This window comes from Exiguobacterium sp. 8A (assembly GCF_902506275.1).
GTDB classification, from domain to species: Bacteria; Bacillota; Bacilli; order Exiguobacteriales; family Exiguobacteriaceae; genus Exiguobacterium; species Exiguobacterium profundum.
This window is the reverse complement of record NZ_LR733630.1, coordinates 525,875-542,442: the sequence shown is the minus strand read 5'-3', so window position 1 is coordinate 542,442 and position 16,568 is coordinate 525,875. Positions and strand designations below refer to the sequence as shown.

14 protein-coding genes are annotated in these 16,568 nt (G+C 48.1%); 5 read left to right on the top strand and 9 right to left on the bottom strand.

All coding sequences use genetic code 11. The annotated features are described in order from the left end of the window. The first annotated feature begins 35 nt into the window (after nt 1–35). Together GVY42_RS02785 and GVY42_RS02780 are read left to right on the top strand one after the other, a co-directional pair. Complete coding sequence (locus GVY42_RS02785) at nt 36–749, top strand: YebC/PmpR family DNA-binding transcriptional regulator (protein ID WP_159562237.1); 714 nt, start codon at nt 36–38, stop codon at nt 747–749. A 141-nt stretch (nt 750–890) separates the two neighbouring features. Further along, nucleotides 891–2,210 (top strand): Na+/H+ antiporter family protein, encoded by a 1,320-nt coding sequence (locus GVY42_RS02780; protein WP_159562236.1) that lies wholly within the window; start codon nt 891–893, stop codon nt 2,208–2,210. Nucleotides 2,211–2,348: 138 nt separating this feature from the next. On the opposite strand, the gene GVY42_RS02775 is transcribed toward GVY42_RS02780, so the two are convergent. The 6 genes from GVY42_RS02775 to GVY42_RS02750 form a co-directional block, all read right to left on the bottom strand. Next, nucleotides 2,349–3,800, bottom strand: a complete 1,452-nt coding sequence (locus tag GVY42_RS02775; RefSeq protein WP_159562235.1) for a glutamate synthase subunit beta — start codon at nt 3,798–3,800, stop codon at nt 2,349–2,351. After that, nucleotides 3,797–8,236, bottom strand: coding sequence for a glutamate synthase large subunit (gltB, locus tag GVY42_RS02770; protein ID WP_159562234.1), 4,440 nt, complete (start codon nt 8,234–8,236; stop codon nt 3,797–3,799). Before gltB ends, GVY42_RS02775 begins: the two co-directional genes overlap by 4 nt. A gap of 254 nt (nt 8,237–8,490) precedes the next feature. Continuing rightward, nucleotides 8,491–9,243, bottom strand: a complete 753-nt coding sequence (locus tag GVY42_RS02765) for a tryptophan-rich sensory protein (protein WP_159562233.1) — start codon at nt 9,241–9,243, stop codon at nt 8,491–8,493. A 116-nt stretch (nt 9,244–9,359) separates the two neighbouring features. Continuing rightward, nucleotides 9,360–10,172: an aldo/keto reductase gene (locus GVY42_RS02760; protein WP_078146830.1), complete on the bottom strand. Its 813-nt coding sequence runs from the start codon at nt 10,170–10,172 to the stop codon at nt 9,360–9,362. Between the two features lie 65 nt (nt 10,173–10,237). Continuing rightward, entirely contained in the window at nt 10,238–11,032 is a 795-nt protein-coding gene (locus tag GVY42_RS02755) for an ABC transporter permease subunit (protein WP_159562232.1), read from the bottom strand. A 1-nt stretch (nt 11,033) separates the two neighbouring features. Continuing rightward, complete coding sequence (locus GVY42_RS02750) at nt 11,034–11,906, bottom strand: ABC transporter ATP-binding protein (protein WP_074037097.1); 873 nt, start codon at nt 11,904–11,906, stop codon at nt 11,034–11,036. A 121-nt stretch (nt 11,907–12,027) separates the two neighbouring features. On the opposite strand from GVY42_RS02750, the gene GVY42_RS02745 reads away from it, so the two are divergent. Further along, nucleotides 12,028–12,591 (top strand): TetR/AcrR family transcriptional regulator, encoded by a 564-nt coding sequence (locus tag GVY42_RS02745; RefSeq protein WP_159562231.1) that lies wholly within the window; start codon nt 12,028–12,030, stop codon nt 12,589–12,591. A gap of 37 nt (nt 12,592–12,628) precedes the next feature. Here GVY42_RS02745 and GVY42_RS02740 read toward each other — a convergent pair whose 3' ends face one another. The 3 genes from GVY42_RS02740 to GVY42_RS02730 all read right to left on the bottom strand — a co-directional run bounded on the left by GVY42_RS02740 (nt 12,629) and on the right by GVY42_RS02730 (nt 15,103). Next, a complete protein-coding gene (locus tag GVY42_RS02740) occupies nt 12,629–13,738 on the bottom strand; it encodes an FAD-binding oxidoreductase (RefSeq protein ID WP_201302243.1) in 1,110 nt (369 codons plus the stop codon). A gap of 79 nt (nt 13,739–13,817) precedes the next feature. Beyond that, nucleotides 13,818–14,552, bottom strand: coding sequence for a Bax inhibitor-1/YccA family protein (locus tag GVY42_RS02735; protein ID WP_012726196.1), 735 nt, complete (start codon nt 14,550–14,552; stop codon nt 13,818–13,820). A 26-nt stretch (nt 14,553–14,578) separates the two neighbouring features. Next, nucleotides 14,579–15,103, bottom strand: a complete 525-nt coding sequence (locus GVY42_RS02730) for a type 1 glutamine amidotransferase domain-containing protein (protein ID WP_074037100.1) — start codon at nt 15,101–15,103, stop codon at nt 14,579–14,581. 178 nt (nt 15,104–15,281) lie between these two features. Between GVY42_RS02730 and GVY42_RS02725 the strand changes: the two genes are divergently transcribed. Next, entirely contained in the window at nt 15,282–16,076 is a 795-nt protein-coding gene (locus tag GVY42_RS02725; RefSeq protein ID WP_159562229.1) for a thymidylate synthase, read from the top strand. Further along, complete coding sequence (locus tag GVY42_RS02720; RefSeq protein WP_074037102.1) at nt 16,073–16,561, top strand: dihydrofolate reductase; 489 nt, start codon at nt 16,073–16,075, stop codon at nt 16,559–16,561. Before GVY42_RS02725 ends, GVY42_RS02720 begins: the two co-directional genes overlap by 4 nt. Nucleotides 16,562–16,568: the final 7 nt, after the last annotated feature.

Below are 16,568 nucleotides of genomic sequence, written 5' to 3'. Positions count from 1 at the left end.
AATCTACGTACAAATGGAAAGAGAGATGACATGTAATGGGTCGTAAATGGAACAACATTAAAGAGAAGAAGGCGTCAAAAGACGCGAACACGAGTCGCGTCTATGCGAAGTTCGGTCGCGAGATTTATGTGGCCGCCCGTCAAGGGGAACCTGATCCTGAGTTGAACCAATCATTAAAATTCGTGGTTGAGCGTGCGAAGACGTATAACGTCCCTCGTGCGATCATCGATCGTGCCATCGACAAAGCCAAAGGTGGCGATGAGGAAAACTTTGATGAGCTTCGATATGAAGGGTTTGGTCCGAATGGTTCGATGGTCATCGTCGATACATTGACGAATAACGTCAACCGTACGGCTTCAGAAGTTCGTGCCGCGTTCGGTAAAAACGGAGGCAACATGGGAGTCAGTGGTTCGGTCGCATATATGTTCGATGCAACTGCCGTCATCGGTGTCAATGAAATGTCGGCAGATGACGTCCTCGAACTCATGATGGAGCATGACCTCGATGTGCGTGATGTCATTGAGGAAGACGAGACGATCATCGTCTATGCCGAGCCAGAAGCGTTCCATTCCGTTCAAACTGCATTCAAGGCTGCCGGAGTAGAAGAGTTTGCCGTTGCGGAATTGACGATGCTCCCGCAGAACGAAGTGTCACTCGATGACGCATCGCAAGAACAATTTGAAAAACTAATCGATGTTCTCGAAGACTTAGAAGATGTGCGCCAAGTGTATCATAACGTCGAGATGTAACATGTAGCGATAACTTTCACGAGTTATCGCTTTTTTCATATTCGATTTGACAAGGGTCACATCATATGTTAAATTTCAAAAAGTCTTTATCATATTAAAGTGATACCAAGAGAAAGAAAATGCGAAAGGTGTTGGATCGATATGAACGCAGTATTACTTGCAGTCATCGTCTTATTTGCGCTCGCCATCAGCCGAGTGCACATTGTATTATCATTAATCTTAGCGGCGCTTGTCGGAGGGCTTGGCGGAGGGCTTGGGTTCAACGATACGTTGACCGCCTTCAGTGACGGCCTTGGTGGTGGAGCGAGCATCGCACTCAGCTACGCGCTCCTCGGCGCATTCGCTGTCGGGTTATCGAAGACGGGGCTTCCGGATGTCTTAGCGGAAAAATTGATTGCGATGTCAGGTCGTGACGTGTCAGGCAAGCGTGTGATGTACGTTAAAGCATTCCTGTTGTCACTCATCTTATTGTTATCTATCAGCTCTCAAAACGTGCTTCCGATTCACATCGCCTTTATCCCGATTGTGATTCCGCCGTTACTCGTGCTGTTCAATGAGTTGAATGTAGACCGTCGTCTCGTAGCGACCATTTTGACGTTCGGTCTTGTGACACCATATATGTTGTTACCTGTCGGGTTTGGTGGGATCTACTTGAATGAGATTCTCATCGCGAATGTTGAAGCGAACGGATTGACTGTCGGAGACGTCAACATCATCTCAATCATGGGAATCCCGGCATTGGGGATGGTCTTCGGATTGATAGCTGCGTTCATTCACTACCGTAAACCGAGAACGTATGAAACAATCGCACTCGGACCAACTGATTATGAAGTACGTCAAATGAGTGGTTTGAAGATGATCATGACACTCGCAGTCGTTCTCATCGTGTTGATTGTTCAGTTGCAGACCGAGTCGATGATCGCCTCTGCGGTGACTGGTCTGATCTTACTCTCAATCTTCCGCCTGATTCCATGGTCTGAGGCAGATGATATCTTCACAAGCGGCATGCGCATGATGGCATTCATCGGGTTCGTCATGATCGCCGCAAGTGGATTCGCTGCCGTCATCCGCGAGACAGGTGCGATCGAACCGCTCGTCAACGGAGCGAGCGATTTAATGGGTGACTCTAAACTCATTGCCGCTCTCGTCATGTTGCTCGTCGGCCTTGTCATCACGCTCGGAATCGGTTCAAGTTTCTCGACCGTTCCAATCATTGCTGCGATTTTCGTCCCGCTCTGTGTACAATACGGGTTCTCAGTCGAGGCGACCATCGCCATCATCGGGACTGCAGGAGCGCTTGGGGACGCAGGTAGCCCAGCGAGTGACTCGACACTCGGACCTACGAGTGGATTGAACGCTGACGGTCAACACGATCACCTACGTGAAACGGTTTGGCCAACGTTCTTACACTACAATATTCCACTCATCATCTTCGGTGTGATTGCCGCGATGGTGCTTTGATCATTTTTTCCGTCGTGAATAAATGGTTGCTAATAAAATGAGGATGAGAATAAACCAGATTCCCGTATACATGAGGATTTCGGTGAACATAAAACTCCTCCTAAACAAAAGATAAGGAGCGACGGCTGTCGCTCCTTTTTATGATGAGGTTTTTAATTCGGTCTTGCAAGTATCGAGATACGCATCGACGACCTCTGCCACTTCTCGACCTTCCCGAATCGCCCATACGATCAAGCTTTGCCCTCGCTTGGCATCCCCAGCGACAAAAACGTTTTCCGTTGCCGTCTGGAAATCTTTCGTCTTCTCGACGCCGATTTTCCGCAACTCATGCTCCGGTCGCTCAAATCCGATGGCGACGAGGACGAGGTCCGCCGGATATGTCTCCATCGAATCCTCTTCCACGAAGAACGTCGCTTGACCATCGGGATTGACCACTTTCGTCATCCGTTCCGTTTCAATCCCTGTGACACGTCCTTCTATCGTGACGATTTGGTTGGAGCGAATCAAATACGTTCTCGGGTCTTTCTCATAGACCGCAAGCGATTCCGCATACGCATAATCGGTCGTATCCGTATCCGGTTGAAGTGGCCATGGTCGCTCAGGAGCCCTAAACAATCCTTTCGAAGGGTGCTTCCCAAACTGGATGACAGATTTCGCTCCTTGACGAATCGCGGTCGCCACACAGTCGGCCCCTGTATCTCCACCCCCGATGACGATGACGTCTTTGCCTTTGGCATCATGTCCTGGTGATCGAGTCAATCCTTTCCGTTCGTACATGGATGCCGTCAAATAGTCCATCGCCATTTCAACACCACGTGCATCATCGCCATCAATCCCGAGCGTGCGCTGTTTCTGAGCTCCTGTCGCGAAGATCACCGCATCGTATTGGTTCCGAAGCGCCTCGACTGTCACATCCGTACCGACCTCTATGTTCGTCTGGATGACAATCCCCTCTTGTTCGAGCAACCGAATACGGCGCCTCACGACGTCCTTATCCAGTTTCATGTTCGGGATTCCGTACATGAGTAGCCCTCCCGGTTCATCCGCCTTCTCGATGATGGTGACGGAATGTCCGAGTTGGTTCAGTTGGTCAGCAGCCGCCAATCCAGCCGGCCCACTTCCGATGATGGCGATGGTCATCCCGGTTCTTCGATGGACAGGTCTTGGTTTCACCCATCCTTCTTCAAATGCCCGATCGATGATGGTTCGTTCAATCGATTTGATGGCAACCGGATCTTCACTGATTCCGAGTGTACAAGACCCCTCACATGGTGCGGGACAAACTCTCCCCGTGAACTCCGGGAAGTTATTCGTCTCCATCAATCGGTGATACGCTCCCATCCAGTCCGATTTTGTCACAAGCTTGTTCCACTCCGGGATATAGTTGTGAATCGGACACCCAATCGTCTCCTGTCCAATCATATCCCCGACATGACAGAATGGAGTGCCACAGTCCATACAACGTGCTGCTTGCTGTTTGACCGATTCGTCATCCATTCGCGTCGCATATTCCTCATAATCCTTCACTCGTTCATCCACCTGACGTTCCGGTAATGTGGAACGTGGAATGTTTAAAAAGTTATGGTTCATGCGTTACCCCCCTCAGTCACAACCCGGAACAATTCAAGCGCTCGGTCCGCTTCACTCAACTCCGGTCGATTCGCCTCGATTCGACGCATGACGTCCAATACATTCGCATAATCTCGTGGAACGACCTTTACAAAGCGAGAGCGAGCTTGTTCGAACGACTCTAAAATGGTCCGTGCCTTGACACTGTCTGTATGAAACTGATGCGCCTCAAGAAGTGCATAAATTTGTTCCACGTCTTCATCGTTCAATTCTTTTATAACGGAGACGAGCTCCTCGTTGACGAGTCGATCGTACGCTTGATCCCCATAAATATATGCGATGCCACCTGACATACCGGCTGCGAAGTTCCGTCCGACGTCACCGAGGACGAGAACCGTTCCCCCGGTCATATACTCACATCCATGATCGCCGACTCCTTCGACGACTGCCGTCGCCCCAGAATTTCGAACGGCAAAACGCTCGCCGACATGACCGTTAAAGAAGGCCTGTCCGCTCGTCGCTCCGTACAAGCAGACATTACCGGCAATCATTTGTTTACTTTCATCAAACGGCGCATGTTTTTCAGCGATCAATGCTAATTTTCCACCGCTCAAGCCTTTCCCAATATAGTCATTGGCATCACCGATGACGGAAATGGTGATCCCTCGTGGTAAAAATGCTCCTAGGCTTTGTCCGGCTGATCCACTGAGGCGAAGCGAAATGGTATCATCCGCTAAACCGACCTGACCGTGAACTTTCGTCACTTCAAACCCCAACTGTGTTCCGACGGCGCGATCGGTGTTTCGGATGCGACCAACGAAGAATGTCGGCTGCAACGAGTTGATTGACCGAGAGACTGCCGGAATCAATTTCCGGTGATCATAGGAACGATATGCCGGGTGAGCGAGTTCTTCACGTTCAGGAAGTGGTGTCGGCATCGAGAGCATCGGTGCTAAATCTAACCGTTTTGCTTTCGGATGACTCGTCTTCCATTCACTCTCTTCAAGAAGATCCGTTCGACCAATCACTTCATCAAGTGAGGTCATACCGAGTGACGCTAAAATTTCCCGTACTTCTTCGGCCAAGAACGTCATCAAGTTGACGACATGTTCTGGTTTCCCCATAAATTTCTGACGAAGCACAGGGTCTTGTGTCGCCACACCGACCGGACATGTATCTAAATGACATGCGCGCATCATAATACATCCAAGGACGACGAGCGGTGCTGTCGCAAACGCAAACTCTTCCGCCCCGAAGATGGCAGCTAGGACGATATCTCGTCCCGTCATGAGCTTTCCGTCTGTCTCAAGTGTTACTCTCCCCCGCAACCCGTTCAACGTGAGCGTTTGATGCGTCTCTAAGAGACCAAGTTCCCAAGGAAGACCTGTGTGCTTGATTGATGTTTTTGGAGAAGCACCGGTCCCACCATCATATCCACTGATGACAATCGTATCCGCGTTCGCTTTCGCCACACCCGCTGCGATTGTCCCGACGCCTGACTTCGAGACAAGTTTGACACTGATTTTCGCCTTCGGGTTCACATGCTTTAAGTCAAAGATGAGTTGGGCCAAGTCCTCAATCGAATAAATGTCGTGATGTGGAGGCGGTGAAATGAGCCCAACACCTGGAACGGATCCGCGCACTTCGGCGACCCATGGGTACACCTTATTTCCGGGAAGTTGACCACCCTCACCCGGTTTTGCCCCTTGCGCCATCTTGATTTGAATCTCATCGGCATGGTACAGATATTCTGCCGTCACCCCGAATCGCCCGCTCGCGACTTGCTTGATGCGGCTGATGCGTTCGTTCCCAAACTCATCCGGGACGAAGCGTGCTCGGTCTTCCCCACCTTCGCCCGAGTTACTTTTCGCACCAATCTGATTCATGGCGATAGCGAGGGTTTCATGCGCCTCTTTCGACAAGGACCCGAATGACATTGCTCCCGTCTTAAAACGGCGAACGATCGACGTGATTGGTTCCACTTCTTCGAGTGGCACAGGACGTTGCGTTTTAAATGCAAACAACTGTCGAATGAACTGTCCTGATGATTCATGTAGCTTCACATAAGCGTCATAATATTTTCGTTCCTTCTCACGACAGGCACGTTGCAACAAATGAATCGTCTTCGGATTAAATGCATGTTCTTCCCCATCTGCACGCCATTGGAAATCACTTCCCGCTTCGAGCGGCCGATTCGTCGCATAGGCGGACGTATGGAGTGTTTTCGCCTCGTCTTCTAGCTCTTTAAATCCGATCCCAGACAGTTGGGACGTGGTTCCCCTGAAATGCGTTTCAATCAAATCACGGTCTAGTCCCACGGCTTCAAAAATTTGAGCCCCGCGATAACTTTGAATGGTGGAGATACCCATTTTCGACATGATTTTGACGATGCCTTCGACGACTGCTTTTTGATACGAGCGAATAGCCTCTTCAAATGAATGCGCGATTTGTTCACGTTCGACTAAATCTCGAATGGTCGCATAGGCCACGTAAGGGTACACCGCATCTGCCCCATACCCAATCAAGGTCGCTGCTTGATGCACTTCTCGTATCTCACCGCTCTCACAAACAAGACTACAGCTCGATCGCAAGTTCTCTCGAATCAAGTGTTGATGAACTGCACTCAGTACGAGGAGAGACGGCATCGCAATCTGTTCGCGATCGATGAGCCGGTCAGATAGAACAATCACATTTGCTCCATTCCGAACCATCTCACTGACTTGTCGCAAAAGTGACTCAAGAGATGTCTCTAAATCATCCATGAACGTCGTATCGACTCGTTCGACCTTGAGCCTCTCGTCAAGTTGCTTGAGGGCCGCCCCATCAATCATCGGATGATCTAACCACACACGTTTTGCATGACCTCGTCCGGTATGGACCGGATCTCCTTGCGGACCAATCCAAGTAAATGTAGCCGTTACAATTTTCTCCCGCAACGCGTCAATCGGTGGGTTGGTCACTTGTGCGAAGTGTTGTTTGAAATAATGGAACAAGGAACGGGGTCGTGTCGAGAGCACCGCGATTGGTTGGTCATGTCCCATCGAGCCGATTGGATCTTTCTCATCTTTGATTAACGGAACCATATACTGTTCAATGTCTTCTTTCGTATATCCAAACGCACGTTGCACACGCTCGAGTTCAAGCAGTTCTTCTTCATCGACCCCTCGATCCTCAAGAATCATCATCTGCCTAAGCCATTTGTGATAAGGCTCTGACTTCGCAATCGTCTCTTTGATCTCATGATCTGGTATCAAACGATTTTCAATCAAGTCGATCAATAACAACTGTCCTGGTCTTAAACGCTGTTTTGATTTAACGTTCTCTGCGTCAACCGGAATGACTCCTGTTTCAGATGAGAGAATCAATTCCCCGTCCAATGTTTCGACATAACGCATCGGACGCAAGCCGTTACGATCTAAAATTGCTCCGATCTGCCTTCCATCCGTGAAGACGACTCCAGTCGGTCCATCCCACGGCTCCATGATGGATGAATGATACTGATAAAAGTCGCGCTTGAACGGTTCCATCTGTCCTTCGACAAATGGTTCAGGAATCAACATCATCGCCGTGTGGGCAATCGAGCGACCCGTTCGTGTGAAGAATTCAAAAGCGTTATCGAGCATGGACGAGTCGCTTCCATCCTCTTGAAGCACAGGGAACAAGTGTTGAACGTCTTCAAATAAGTCTGTTGACGTGACCCCTTCCCGCGCTCGCATCGCATCGATATTTCCGCGAAGCGTGTTGATTTCCCCGTTATGGACTATCATTCGGTTCGGATGTGCTCGTTCCCAAGAAGGGAACGTATTCGTCGAGAAACGAGAATGAACGATGCCGAACGTACTCTTGTAATGAGGGGATTGCAAGTCCAAATAAAATGCTGCGATTTGATTTGGCGTCAACATCCCTTTATACACGATCGTTCTCGTTGAAAGGCTTGCGATATATAGGTGTAATGATTCGACCTTTTCGATTTTTCGACGAAGTTCATAGAAGACGCGTTCATTCGCATCCTCATCTAGGAATGGACATGAGATGAACCATTGATAGATCACCGGTTGTGTGACCCGTGCATGTTCACCGATTTGCATCGGGTCGACAGGTACTTCGCGCCATTCAATCGTCGAACAATCAAGTTCATCCGCCATCCGTTCCATCAAAGTGATCTTTTCGTGAAGCTGATTCTCAGACGGCTGAAAAAAAACCATTCCGACAGCGTAACGACCGAGTGACGGAAGGTTCATGGTTTGCGTAAACAATTCGTGTGGAATTTCAGTCATGATACCAGCCCCATCACCAGCATCGATGACACCTTGTCCTCCTCGGTGCTCTAAATTACATAACATGGAGAGCGATTTTTGGACGATTTCATGTTTCTTTAGCCCATGTAAATTGACGTAAAGTCCAATCCCACACGCATCTTTCTCAAATTTTGAATCATACAAACCAACTCGACTCATATCATCGACCCCTTTCACTCACAGTTTCGTAATTAACATTTTGTTCTAAATATTCTGAAAAATCAAGTGAGTTGCATGCATTTTTGCATAACAGGAATCTCAAAGAGTGCTATTGAAAGCGTATACATAACTGTTATCAATGGATTTATCGTTTTTAGTTATGTTCAATAAAGAATAAATATCCATAAATATTATTTATTTATAGGTTCTTCAGAACGCAAAAAAAGGATATCCTGAAGATACCCTTTTCTTGATTATTGTTCTACTGTTTTACGCGTATGATGCAAAAACGATTTCGGACGTTTCCACAAAATCAAACCGATATACCCAATCGCTAGCAATGCAAGGGCGCTGACAATCACAACATAGAGTGTGCCTTCTTCGATTCTAGCAAAGATTCCGATATACGCCCATACGAATACGAGTGGGTAGATGAAATCATGATGCCACCACATAAAGAGGAGGGCAAGGACTACACCGACCATCAGCATAAGTGAGGTCCAGGCAAGTTCATCAAGACCTAACAGCGACGTGATCTGTTCCGTCTTCATCACAACGAACGTGTTGACGATGGTCGCGACTGATACCCAGCCGATGTAGATGGAGAACGGGAACCGATCGAGCCAACTCGTAGACGTTCGAAAAGCGATGTAATACAACCAGCACAGCGTCGCCAGGAACAACACCATGATGACAAGTGAGACGACGAACCATTCGTTCGTGAATGCAAATAACCATAAACCATTCAACACGCAAGAGACTAAAAATCCAGCCTTCATTCGCTCGGCTTGACGATTCGCCGTCGTCCCTTTCTTCAACTGGAGCACCAGCCAGACAAGAAGCGCGACATAGATGACACCCCAAATTGAGAAAGCGTACCCTGCCGGCTTAAAGTAGATATCGATGCGGTCCGAAACCGCTGCGTTGTCGCCGCTCGCGAAGTAGTTGATGACGACGGTCGCTAAAAAAGCGACCCAGTTTACAATCGGCCATTTTGATAAGTCCATAATCACGATCTTCTAAATGAAGATCAAACACCTCCTTTTGTAACATAATATTCAATACCCGCATCCATGTGACTCTACACGTATAAAGGGGCTCGCATATGCGAACCCCTTCTCAATTAAAAGTCGATTTCGTCTGGATCTGGTCCGAGACGTTCCCCTGTCGCCACTTGATCGATTTTCGCCAAATCGTCCGCATCGAGTGAGAAGTCGAATACATCAAAGTTCTCACGGATTCGATGTGGTGTCACCGATTTCGGTAACGCGACATGACCAGACTCAAGATGCCAACGGAGAACTATCTGTGCCGGCGTCTTCCCATGTTTTTCTGCAATCTCAGAAAAAGCAGGGATGTCTAAAAACTTTCCTTGCATGAGTGGACTCCATGCCTCGATTTGAATCCCTTCATCTTGGCAGTAATCCAACAAATCCGGTTGCGGGAGTTGTGGATGAAGTTCAACTTGATTGATGAGTGGCGCCATCAGACCGGCTTCTTTCAATGTTTCTAAGTGGTGTTCTTTAAAGTTGGATACACCGATTGCTTTGATTTTTCCGGCTTCATATAAATCGATGAGATCTTTCCACGCATCGACGAACCCATCTACCGGCCAATGCAACAGACAAAGGTCCAAATAATCTGTCTGGAGTCGTTTTAACGAGTCTTCGAATGCCTCTTTCGTTTTGCCTTCACGAATGTCATCATTCCAAATCTTCGACGTGATGAACAATTCAGAGCGATCTACACCTGAGAGATGAATTCCCTTCGCAACGCCCTCTTCATTTTTATAGATTGCAGCCGTATCGATGTGACGATAGCCTGTTTTGATGGCTTCAACGACAGCAGCTGGTGCCTCGGTTTCATTATCGACCTTCCAGACACCAAAGCCGATCATCGGAATTTCGACCTTATTTCGTAATGTTGCGTAAAGCATCTCATTCATCCCCTTTTCATTCTAACGAGCTGATTGTATCATACCCGAGAATTTATTTCGGAAAACTAAATCGTCAAATCTTTTCGGGTGAATCGGATGAACGAGAGTGCTGAAAAGATGGTCAGGAGAGCGAGTAACCAGATGAAATGGATTCCCCAATATTCCTCACGCATGATGGCACCGGCGTCAAAGAGAGAGAAGAATGAGAGGTTTGACATCCAATCGAATTGATCGCTCACTCCTTGGATGATGTTCACCATGAGAAAGAACGTGAATATCCCTCCCGTCACCATATAGGATTTACTACTATCATCGAACAGACTCGCAATCACATAAGCGGCTACGCCTAGGACGAGCAACATGAGCGCTCCATTCAATTGAAGCATCCACAATACCGCATAGTCGATTTGTAAATCGAACAGAAGGTCCGCTGCCATTAAACTCAACCCATTTAGACCGACAAATAGCCCGACTGCCACAATCAACACAACAAAGCTTGACATCACATACGTGACTCGAGAAATCGGGGCCGCCATATACAGCATGATTTCTCCAGAATCGACCGGTTTGGCCAACAGTTTCGAGGCGAAAGTCAATGCGAATAAAACTGCGAGGACGTAGAAAATCAAGCCATAATAGTTACTCGACAATAGATTGAGGACGTTGTCCATCGCCATCGACGCATCGATTTGGAAGACATCGAGAAGCTCAGGTGGCAACGACTCTAATTTTGCCTCAATCAATCCTGTTTCTTGAATAGATGGGAAGATTGCGGCTAAGAAAAAGAGATATATGCTAGTCCCGACTGAATATCCTAGAATCCAACTGCGATTCTGTTTCAACATGGAGCGAATTAACATGTCATGTCGCCTCCCCGTAATACTGCATGAATAGATGTTCGAGCTCGTCTGTGCCACTTGTCAGTGATTGAACCTGAAACTCCGCCAATGTTCGGATGAGGTGGTTCAGCTCTATCGGTGTCGAGATGGTGACCTCAACATGCATGCCGTCCCGTTCACCAGAATCGGCCGCGAATCGAACGGCTTCCGCTTCCGTTGAAAATTCGACTCGATACCGTTTCACGCTATGTTGTCGTAATTGTTCCATGTCCTCTTCGATGATGATGCGTCCATCTTTAATCAACGCGGCACGGTCGCACGTCCGTTCCATCTCAGGGAAATGGTGAGAACTCATGAGAATCGCTTTCCCAGATTGCTTTTCTTCAATTAACCAATCGATTAGACGATCTTGCATGAGCGGGTCTAATCCGCTCGTCGGTTCATCCAATATATAGACGGGCACATCTTTCATGAAACAGGTGATGATGGCGAGTTTTTGCTTCATCCCTTTTGACATCTTCCGTACTTTCGTCGCCTCATCGAATGAAAACCGTTCACGTAGTTGCCGTTCACGATCCGAATTCGTTTTGTGCAAATGGCGCGTCAATCGAATGATTTCTTCTCCCGTCATGTTCTGGGGATAATTGATTTCTCCTGGCAAATAGCCGACACTCCGTTTCACTTGCTCCGTCTCCTGCCAACAGTCGAATCCGTTGATGGTCGCCTTGCCTTCACTCGGCTTCAAAAGACCCATCAAATGTCGAATCGTTGTGGATTTCCCAGCGCCGTTCGGTCCGATGAATCCGAAGATTGTACCTGGTGATACATGTAGTGAAACGTCAAAAATACCATGTGTGGCATCAAATCGTTTCGTCAATCGCTGAATCCGAATCATCTCGAACCCTCCTTTTTTGTAATATCTGAACGATATGATTACAAAACTAGTATATCACGTTCTTTTTTGAAATGGAAATGGTATATTGATTACAAAACTAGAGAGAGGAGCGCTTAAATCAATGGATGGATTTGCGAAACGCACCGAAGAAAAACAACAAGCGATCTTACGTGCCGCCTATGACTTGATGGCAGAAAAACAATCCCGATTCACAATCAGTGAGTTAGCGAGTCGAGCGCACGTCTCCCCCGTATCTATCTATAATTACTTTGGGTCAAAAGACCAGGTTATCGTGCAAGTCCTAAAGCAGATGACAGAAGAGCAGATGAGTTGGATTGAACATGCGATTGAATCGAACGCTCCATTCGATGCGTTACTCGTCGAGATCCTAACACGAAAAATCCAGTCGGCGGTTCTCTTTGACGAGACCATCACAGCAATGATTCAACAAGACCCGAACTGGGAACAGCTTGCGACTCGAGGATATACTGCTTTCGCCCGGTTGATTGAATACGGGAAGGCCCAAGGGTCAATTGATTCGACGTTATCCACTTCTTCTTATTTACGCTATGTACAATTCATGCAACAGGCTATCCTGTCCGATCCTCAGTTTTCAATCGAGAATATGAAGGAAACGATGGAAGTCTACTTTCATTTCTTTTTGAATGGAGTCATGAGACGCTAAAAGGTGACTGTCTCAAGCAAGCAGACAGTCACCTTTTTTATGTGTGATAGATAAAGTCTTCAATTGGATAGAGCGATAGATCCACTTCCGCGTCTCCTGTCAGAACGAGGTCACTCAACACTTTTCCGATGAACGGGCCGACCGTCAAACCGGATGATCCCAGACCGTTCGCGACCAACAGTTTTTCTGCCCCAGGCACCCTTCCGAGTACGGGAATTGAATTCGGTGTGACCGGACGGAAGCCGACTTTCGTCCCCACGAGTTCTGCCTCGGAAAGTCCAGGTGCCGACTCCAAACCTTTCGTCAGTACTTCGTGTACTCCGATTGCAGTCGGACGAACGTCGAACGCTTTTCCTTTCTCATGTGTCGAACCGATGACCACTTTCCCGTCGTCAAATCCGAGTAAATAGCGGCGTCGTGGCGGCATGACGACCGGCCAGTCAGATGCATCTGTATCCTTCAACTGGACGTGGACGAGCTGGGCCTTTTCCCCTTCGACTCGTACCGTATATCCAAGAGGCTGTAACAGTTCCGGTAACCAAGCACCCGTCGCAAGGATGATTTCATCCGCTTCATATCTCACTCCGTCACACTCCACACCAATCTCATCTCCGCTCGTCAACCGTGCTGAACCGTTGACAAATGTGACGCCACGCTTGATGGCGACTCTCTCAAGTGCAGCGCGAAAGCGTCCGCCGTCGACTCTAGCCCCTCCTGTCACGAAGAGTGCATCGTATTCATCGGATAACGGTGGGAAACGATGTTGTGCCTCTTCAGCAGTCAGTCGTTCGAGTTCACCGATTTCTGGCGCTTCTTCTCGACGAAGCAACGTTCGCTCCATCATCTGGTCGAGCTTTGTTTCTTCATGGAGCGCAAGCGTCCCGACACGTTTGTATCCGGTATCCGTCTCCCCTTCAGCCTCCAGCTCTTTGACGACCTTAGGATAATAGCTTGCTCCGCCTTTCGCCAGTGCATACCAAGCTTTGTTGCGTCGCTGCGCAATCCACGGACATACGATTCCTGCCGCGGCATCCGTTGCTCTTCCTTCTTCTTTCCGGTCAATGACCGTTACATCCGCTTTACCAGCTAAATGATAGGCAGTCGAAACACCGACGATCCCTGACCCGATAATCACTATTTTCTTCATCATAAATCTGTCTTGCGCAGACAGATGGACACATCCTTTCGTAAAAAAATCATCGACCCAACGGATCGATGATTGATTCTTATTCTCTCATCGCTAGACGATAAAGTAAATCTAACAACTCGATGTAGAGCCACACGAGCGTGACGATTAATCCGAATGCCGCGACCCATTCCAACTGTTTCGGAGCCCGAGCTTCGACTTGACTTGCGATAAAGTCAAAATCCAAGACGAGAGCGAGTGAAGCGACGATGACAATCACGAATTGAACACCGATCGCAAGTGGGCTTGAACCGGTCATGAATGCCAAGCCTGAACCGAACAAACTCATCACGAGTTGCACGAGATATAACAACATGACTGTGAACATGGCTGCCATGACACCGGCTTTAAACTTCTGTGTCACTTTGACAAGCCCTGTCGTATAGACAAACCACATCGCAAAGGCGACGACAAACGTCGTTAATACGGCACGTCCCACAATACCAGGGACCATCGCTTCAAAGAAATACGAAATCGAGCCGACGAAGACACCTTCGATAATCCCGTAAAGGGGTGCGACGACCGGAGCCGTATTTGGTTTAAACGTGATGAGCAAAGCAAAGATAAAGCCGAGGATGAGTGACCCGATCATGAGCGGGAACAAGAGCCCTTCTCCGATTGTCGGGACGACAAGCCATGTCGTACCGGCTGCCGCTGTCACGAGTAAAAGCAAGGTGAACACCTTAGACCATGTACCTGCTTTCGTCATCGGTTCGGCACTGTAAGCTGTGGACTGCATTGATTTACGAAGTAATGGATTCGATTTTAAGTTCAACGTTGAATAGCTCCTTTATGGTTCAGTTACTGTTTTGCGAACACGTCGATGAACGCACGCATATAATCTGGCAAGTCTGGCGGACGACGACTTGAGACGATATGTCCATCGACGACGACCGGCTCATCATGCCAAATCGCTCCCGCATTTTCCATGTCATCTTTGATTCCCGGCGTGCTCGTCACGTTCACCCCGTCTAGAATGTTCGCAGAAATCAACACCCAACCGGCGTGACAGATTTGACCGATTGGTCGTTTTTGTTCATCCATATAACGGACGAATCCTTTCACCGAATCGAAACGGCGCAATAAGTCAGGTGACCATCCGCCTGGCACGAGAATCGCATCGAACGATGTGATGTCCACATCATCAAACGCCACGTCAGATTTTGCTGGCACACCATATTTACCGATATATGCGTGGTCGGCCTTCTCCCCTGCGAGGATCACGTGCGCCCCTTCTTCACGAAGGCGATGTACCGGGTACCAAAGCTCTAAATCCTCGAAGTCATTACTGACAAGTTGAAGGACTTTCTTCCCTTGTAATTTCATCAAACCCCTCCTTTTGTTCATTCCCCATTATACCCGAAACCGCTTGTCACGAAAACGAAGAATCATGATTGTTTTTTCAGTATATGGATTCATCCTGATTCACGACACTATATCTTGTGTTTCCTTCCCACAATTGATACCTTTAGTGGTAGGAGATTGAGAAGGAGGAACATCACGTATGAAACAATATCATGACTTATGTCGACACATCCTCGACCATGGTGTCGTAAAAGAAGACCGGACCGGGACCGGGACAACGAGTGTATTTGGTTACCAAATGCGTTTCAATCTGCAAGAAGGGTTCCCCCTTATCACGACGAAGAAATTACATATTCGTTCCATCATTCACGAACTATTATGGTTCATCTCAGGAGAGACGAACGTCCGATACCTTCAAGATAACGGGGTCCGCATTTGGAACGAATGGGCAGACGAAGAAGGCAATCTTGGTCCAGTATACGGTTCACAGTGGCGTTCTTTCCCACGCCCGGACGGTTCTTCTGTCGATCAGTTGGCTCAAGTGATTGACCAAATCAAGACGAACCCAGATTCAAGAAGGTTGATCGTCTCGGCATGGAACCCAGGACAGCTAGAGGAGATGGCCCTGCCGCCGTGTCACCTATTGTTCCAATTCTATGTCGCTGACGGAAAGCTTTCGTGTCAATTGTATCAACGGAGCGCTGATACGTTTTTAGGGGTACCGTTCAATATCGCCTCATACGCACTACTCACGCATATGGTCGCACACGTGACCGGACTCGAAGTCGGCGACTTTGTCCATACCCTTGGTGATGCACACATCTACCACAACCATCTCGAACAAGTGGAACTTCAGTTGTCGCGTGACCCACGTCCGCTACCAAAACTCAACATTGTCCGAGACGTCCTTTCAATCGAATCATTCCGTTTTGAAGACTTCGAAATTCTAGGATATGATCCGCATCCGCACATCAAAGGAGAAGTGAGCGTATGATTTCACACGTCGTCGCATATGGATTAGGTCGTGAAATCGGAAAAGATAATGACTTATTATGGCGTTTGCCAGATGACTTGAAACATTTCAAGACCATCACGTCTGGCGGAACGGTCGTGATGGGAAGAAAGACGTTTGAGTCCATCGGTAAAGCGTTACCGAACCGACGCAATATCGTCGTCACATCAGATGTTTCCTTTTCAGCAGATCAAGTCGAAGTCTGGCATGATTTAGACCGTCTCGTCGAAATGAGTCAAGATGAAGAATGGTTTGTCATCGGTGGCGCCACGTTATATGAGCAGACGATGCTAATGACGAGCCGGATCTATGCAACGGAAGTCGCTGCATCGTTCGAGGCCGATACGTATTATCCCGAACGGATTGGGGAATGGTCAATTACGAGTACAATCGACCACCCGCAAGACGAAACACATGCATATGCCTTTTCATTCAAACAATACGACAAAACAGACATCGCATCATGATGTCTGT

Excerpts from the sequence above, each read along its gene's own strand:
- GVY42_RS02745 (WP_159562231.1), top strand. The coding sequence starts at position 12,028 with ATGGATGGATTTGCGAAACGCACCGAAGAAAAACAACAAGCGATCTTA.
- GVY42_RS02760 (WP_078146830.1), bottom strand. The coding sequence starts at position 10,172 with ATGCTTTACGCAACATTACGAAATAAGGTCGAAATTCCGATGATCGGC.
- gltB (WP_159562234.1), bottom strand. The coding sequence starts at position 8,236 with ATGAGTCGAGTTGGTTTGTATGATTCAAAATTTGAGAAAGATGCGTGT.
- GVY42_RS02755 (WP_159562232.1), bottom strand. The coding sequence starts at position 11,032 with ATGTTAATTCGCTCCATGTTGAAACAGAATCGCAGTTGGATTCTAGGA.
- GVY42_RS02765 (WP_159562233.1), bottom strand. The coding sequence starts at position 9,243 with ATGGACTTATCAAAATGGCCGATTGTAAACTGGGTCGCTTTTTTAGCG.
- GVY42_RS02720 (WP_074037102.1), top strand. The coding sequence starts at position 16,073 with ATGATTTCACACGTCGTCGCATATGGATTAGGTCGTGAAATCGGAAAA.
- GVY42_RS02730 (WP_074037100.1), bottom strand. The coding sequence starts at position 15,103 with ATGAAATTACAAGGGAAGAAAGTCCTTCAACTTGTCAGTAATGACTTC.
- GVY42_RS02785 (WP_159562237.1), top strand. The coding sequence starts at position 36 with ATGGGTCGTAAATGGAACAACATTAAAGAGAAGAAGGCGTCAAAAGAC.
- GVY42_RS02725 (WP_159562229.1), top strand. The coding sequence starts at position 15,282 with ATGAAACAATATCATGACTTATGTCGACACATCCTCGACCATGGTGTC.
- GVY42_RS02740 (WP_201302243.1), bottom strand. The coding sequence starts at position 13,738 with ATGAAGAAAATAGTGATTATCGGGTCAGGGATCGTCGGTGTTTCGACT.
- GVY42_RS02750 (WP_074037097.1), bottom strand. The coding sequence starts at position 11,906 with ATGATTCGGATTCAGCGATTGACGAAACGATTTGATGCCACACATGGT.
- GVY42_RS02780 (WP_159562236.1), top strand. The coding sequence starts at position 891 with ATGAACGCAGTATTACTTGCAGTCATCGTCTTATTTGCGCTCGCCATC.
- GVY42_RS02775 (WP_159562235.1), bottom strand. The coding sequence starts at position 3,800 with ATGAACCATAACTTTTTAAACATTCCACGTTCCACATTACCGGAACGT.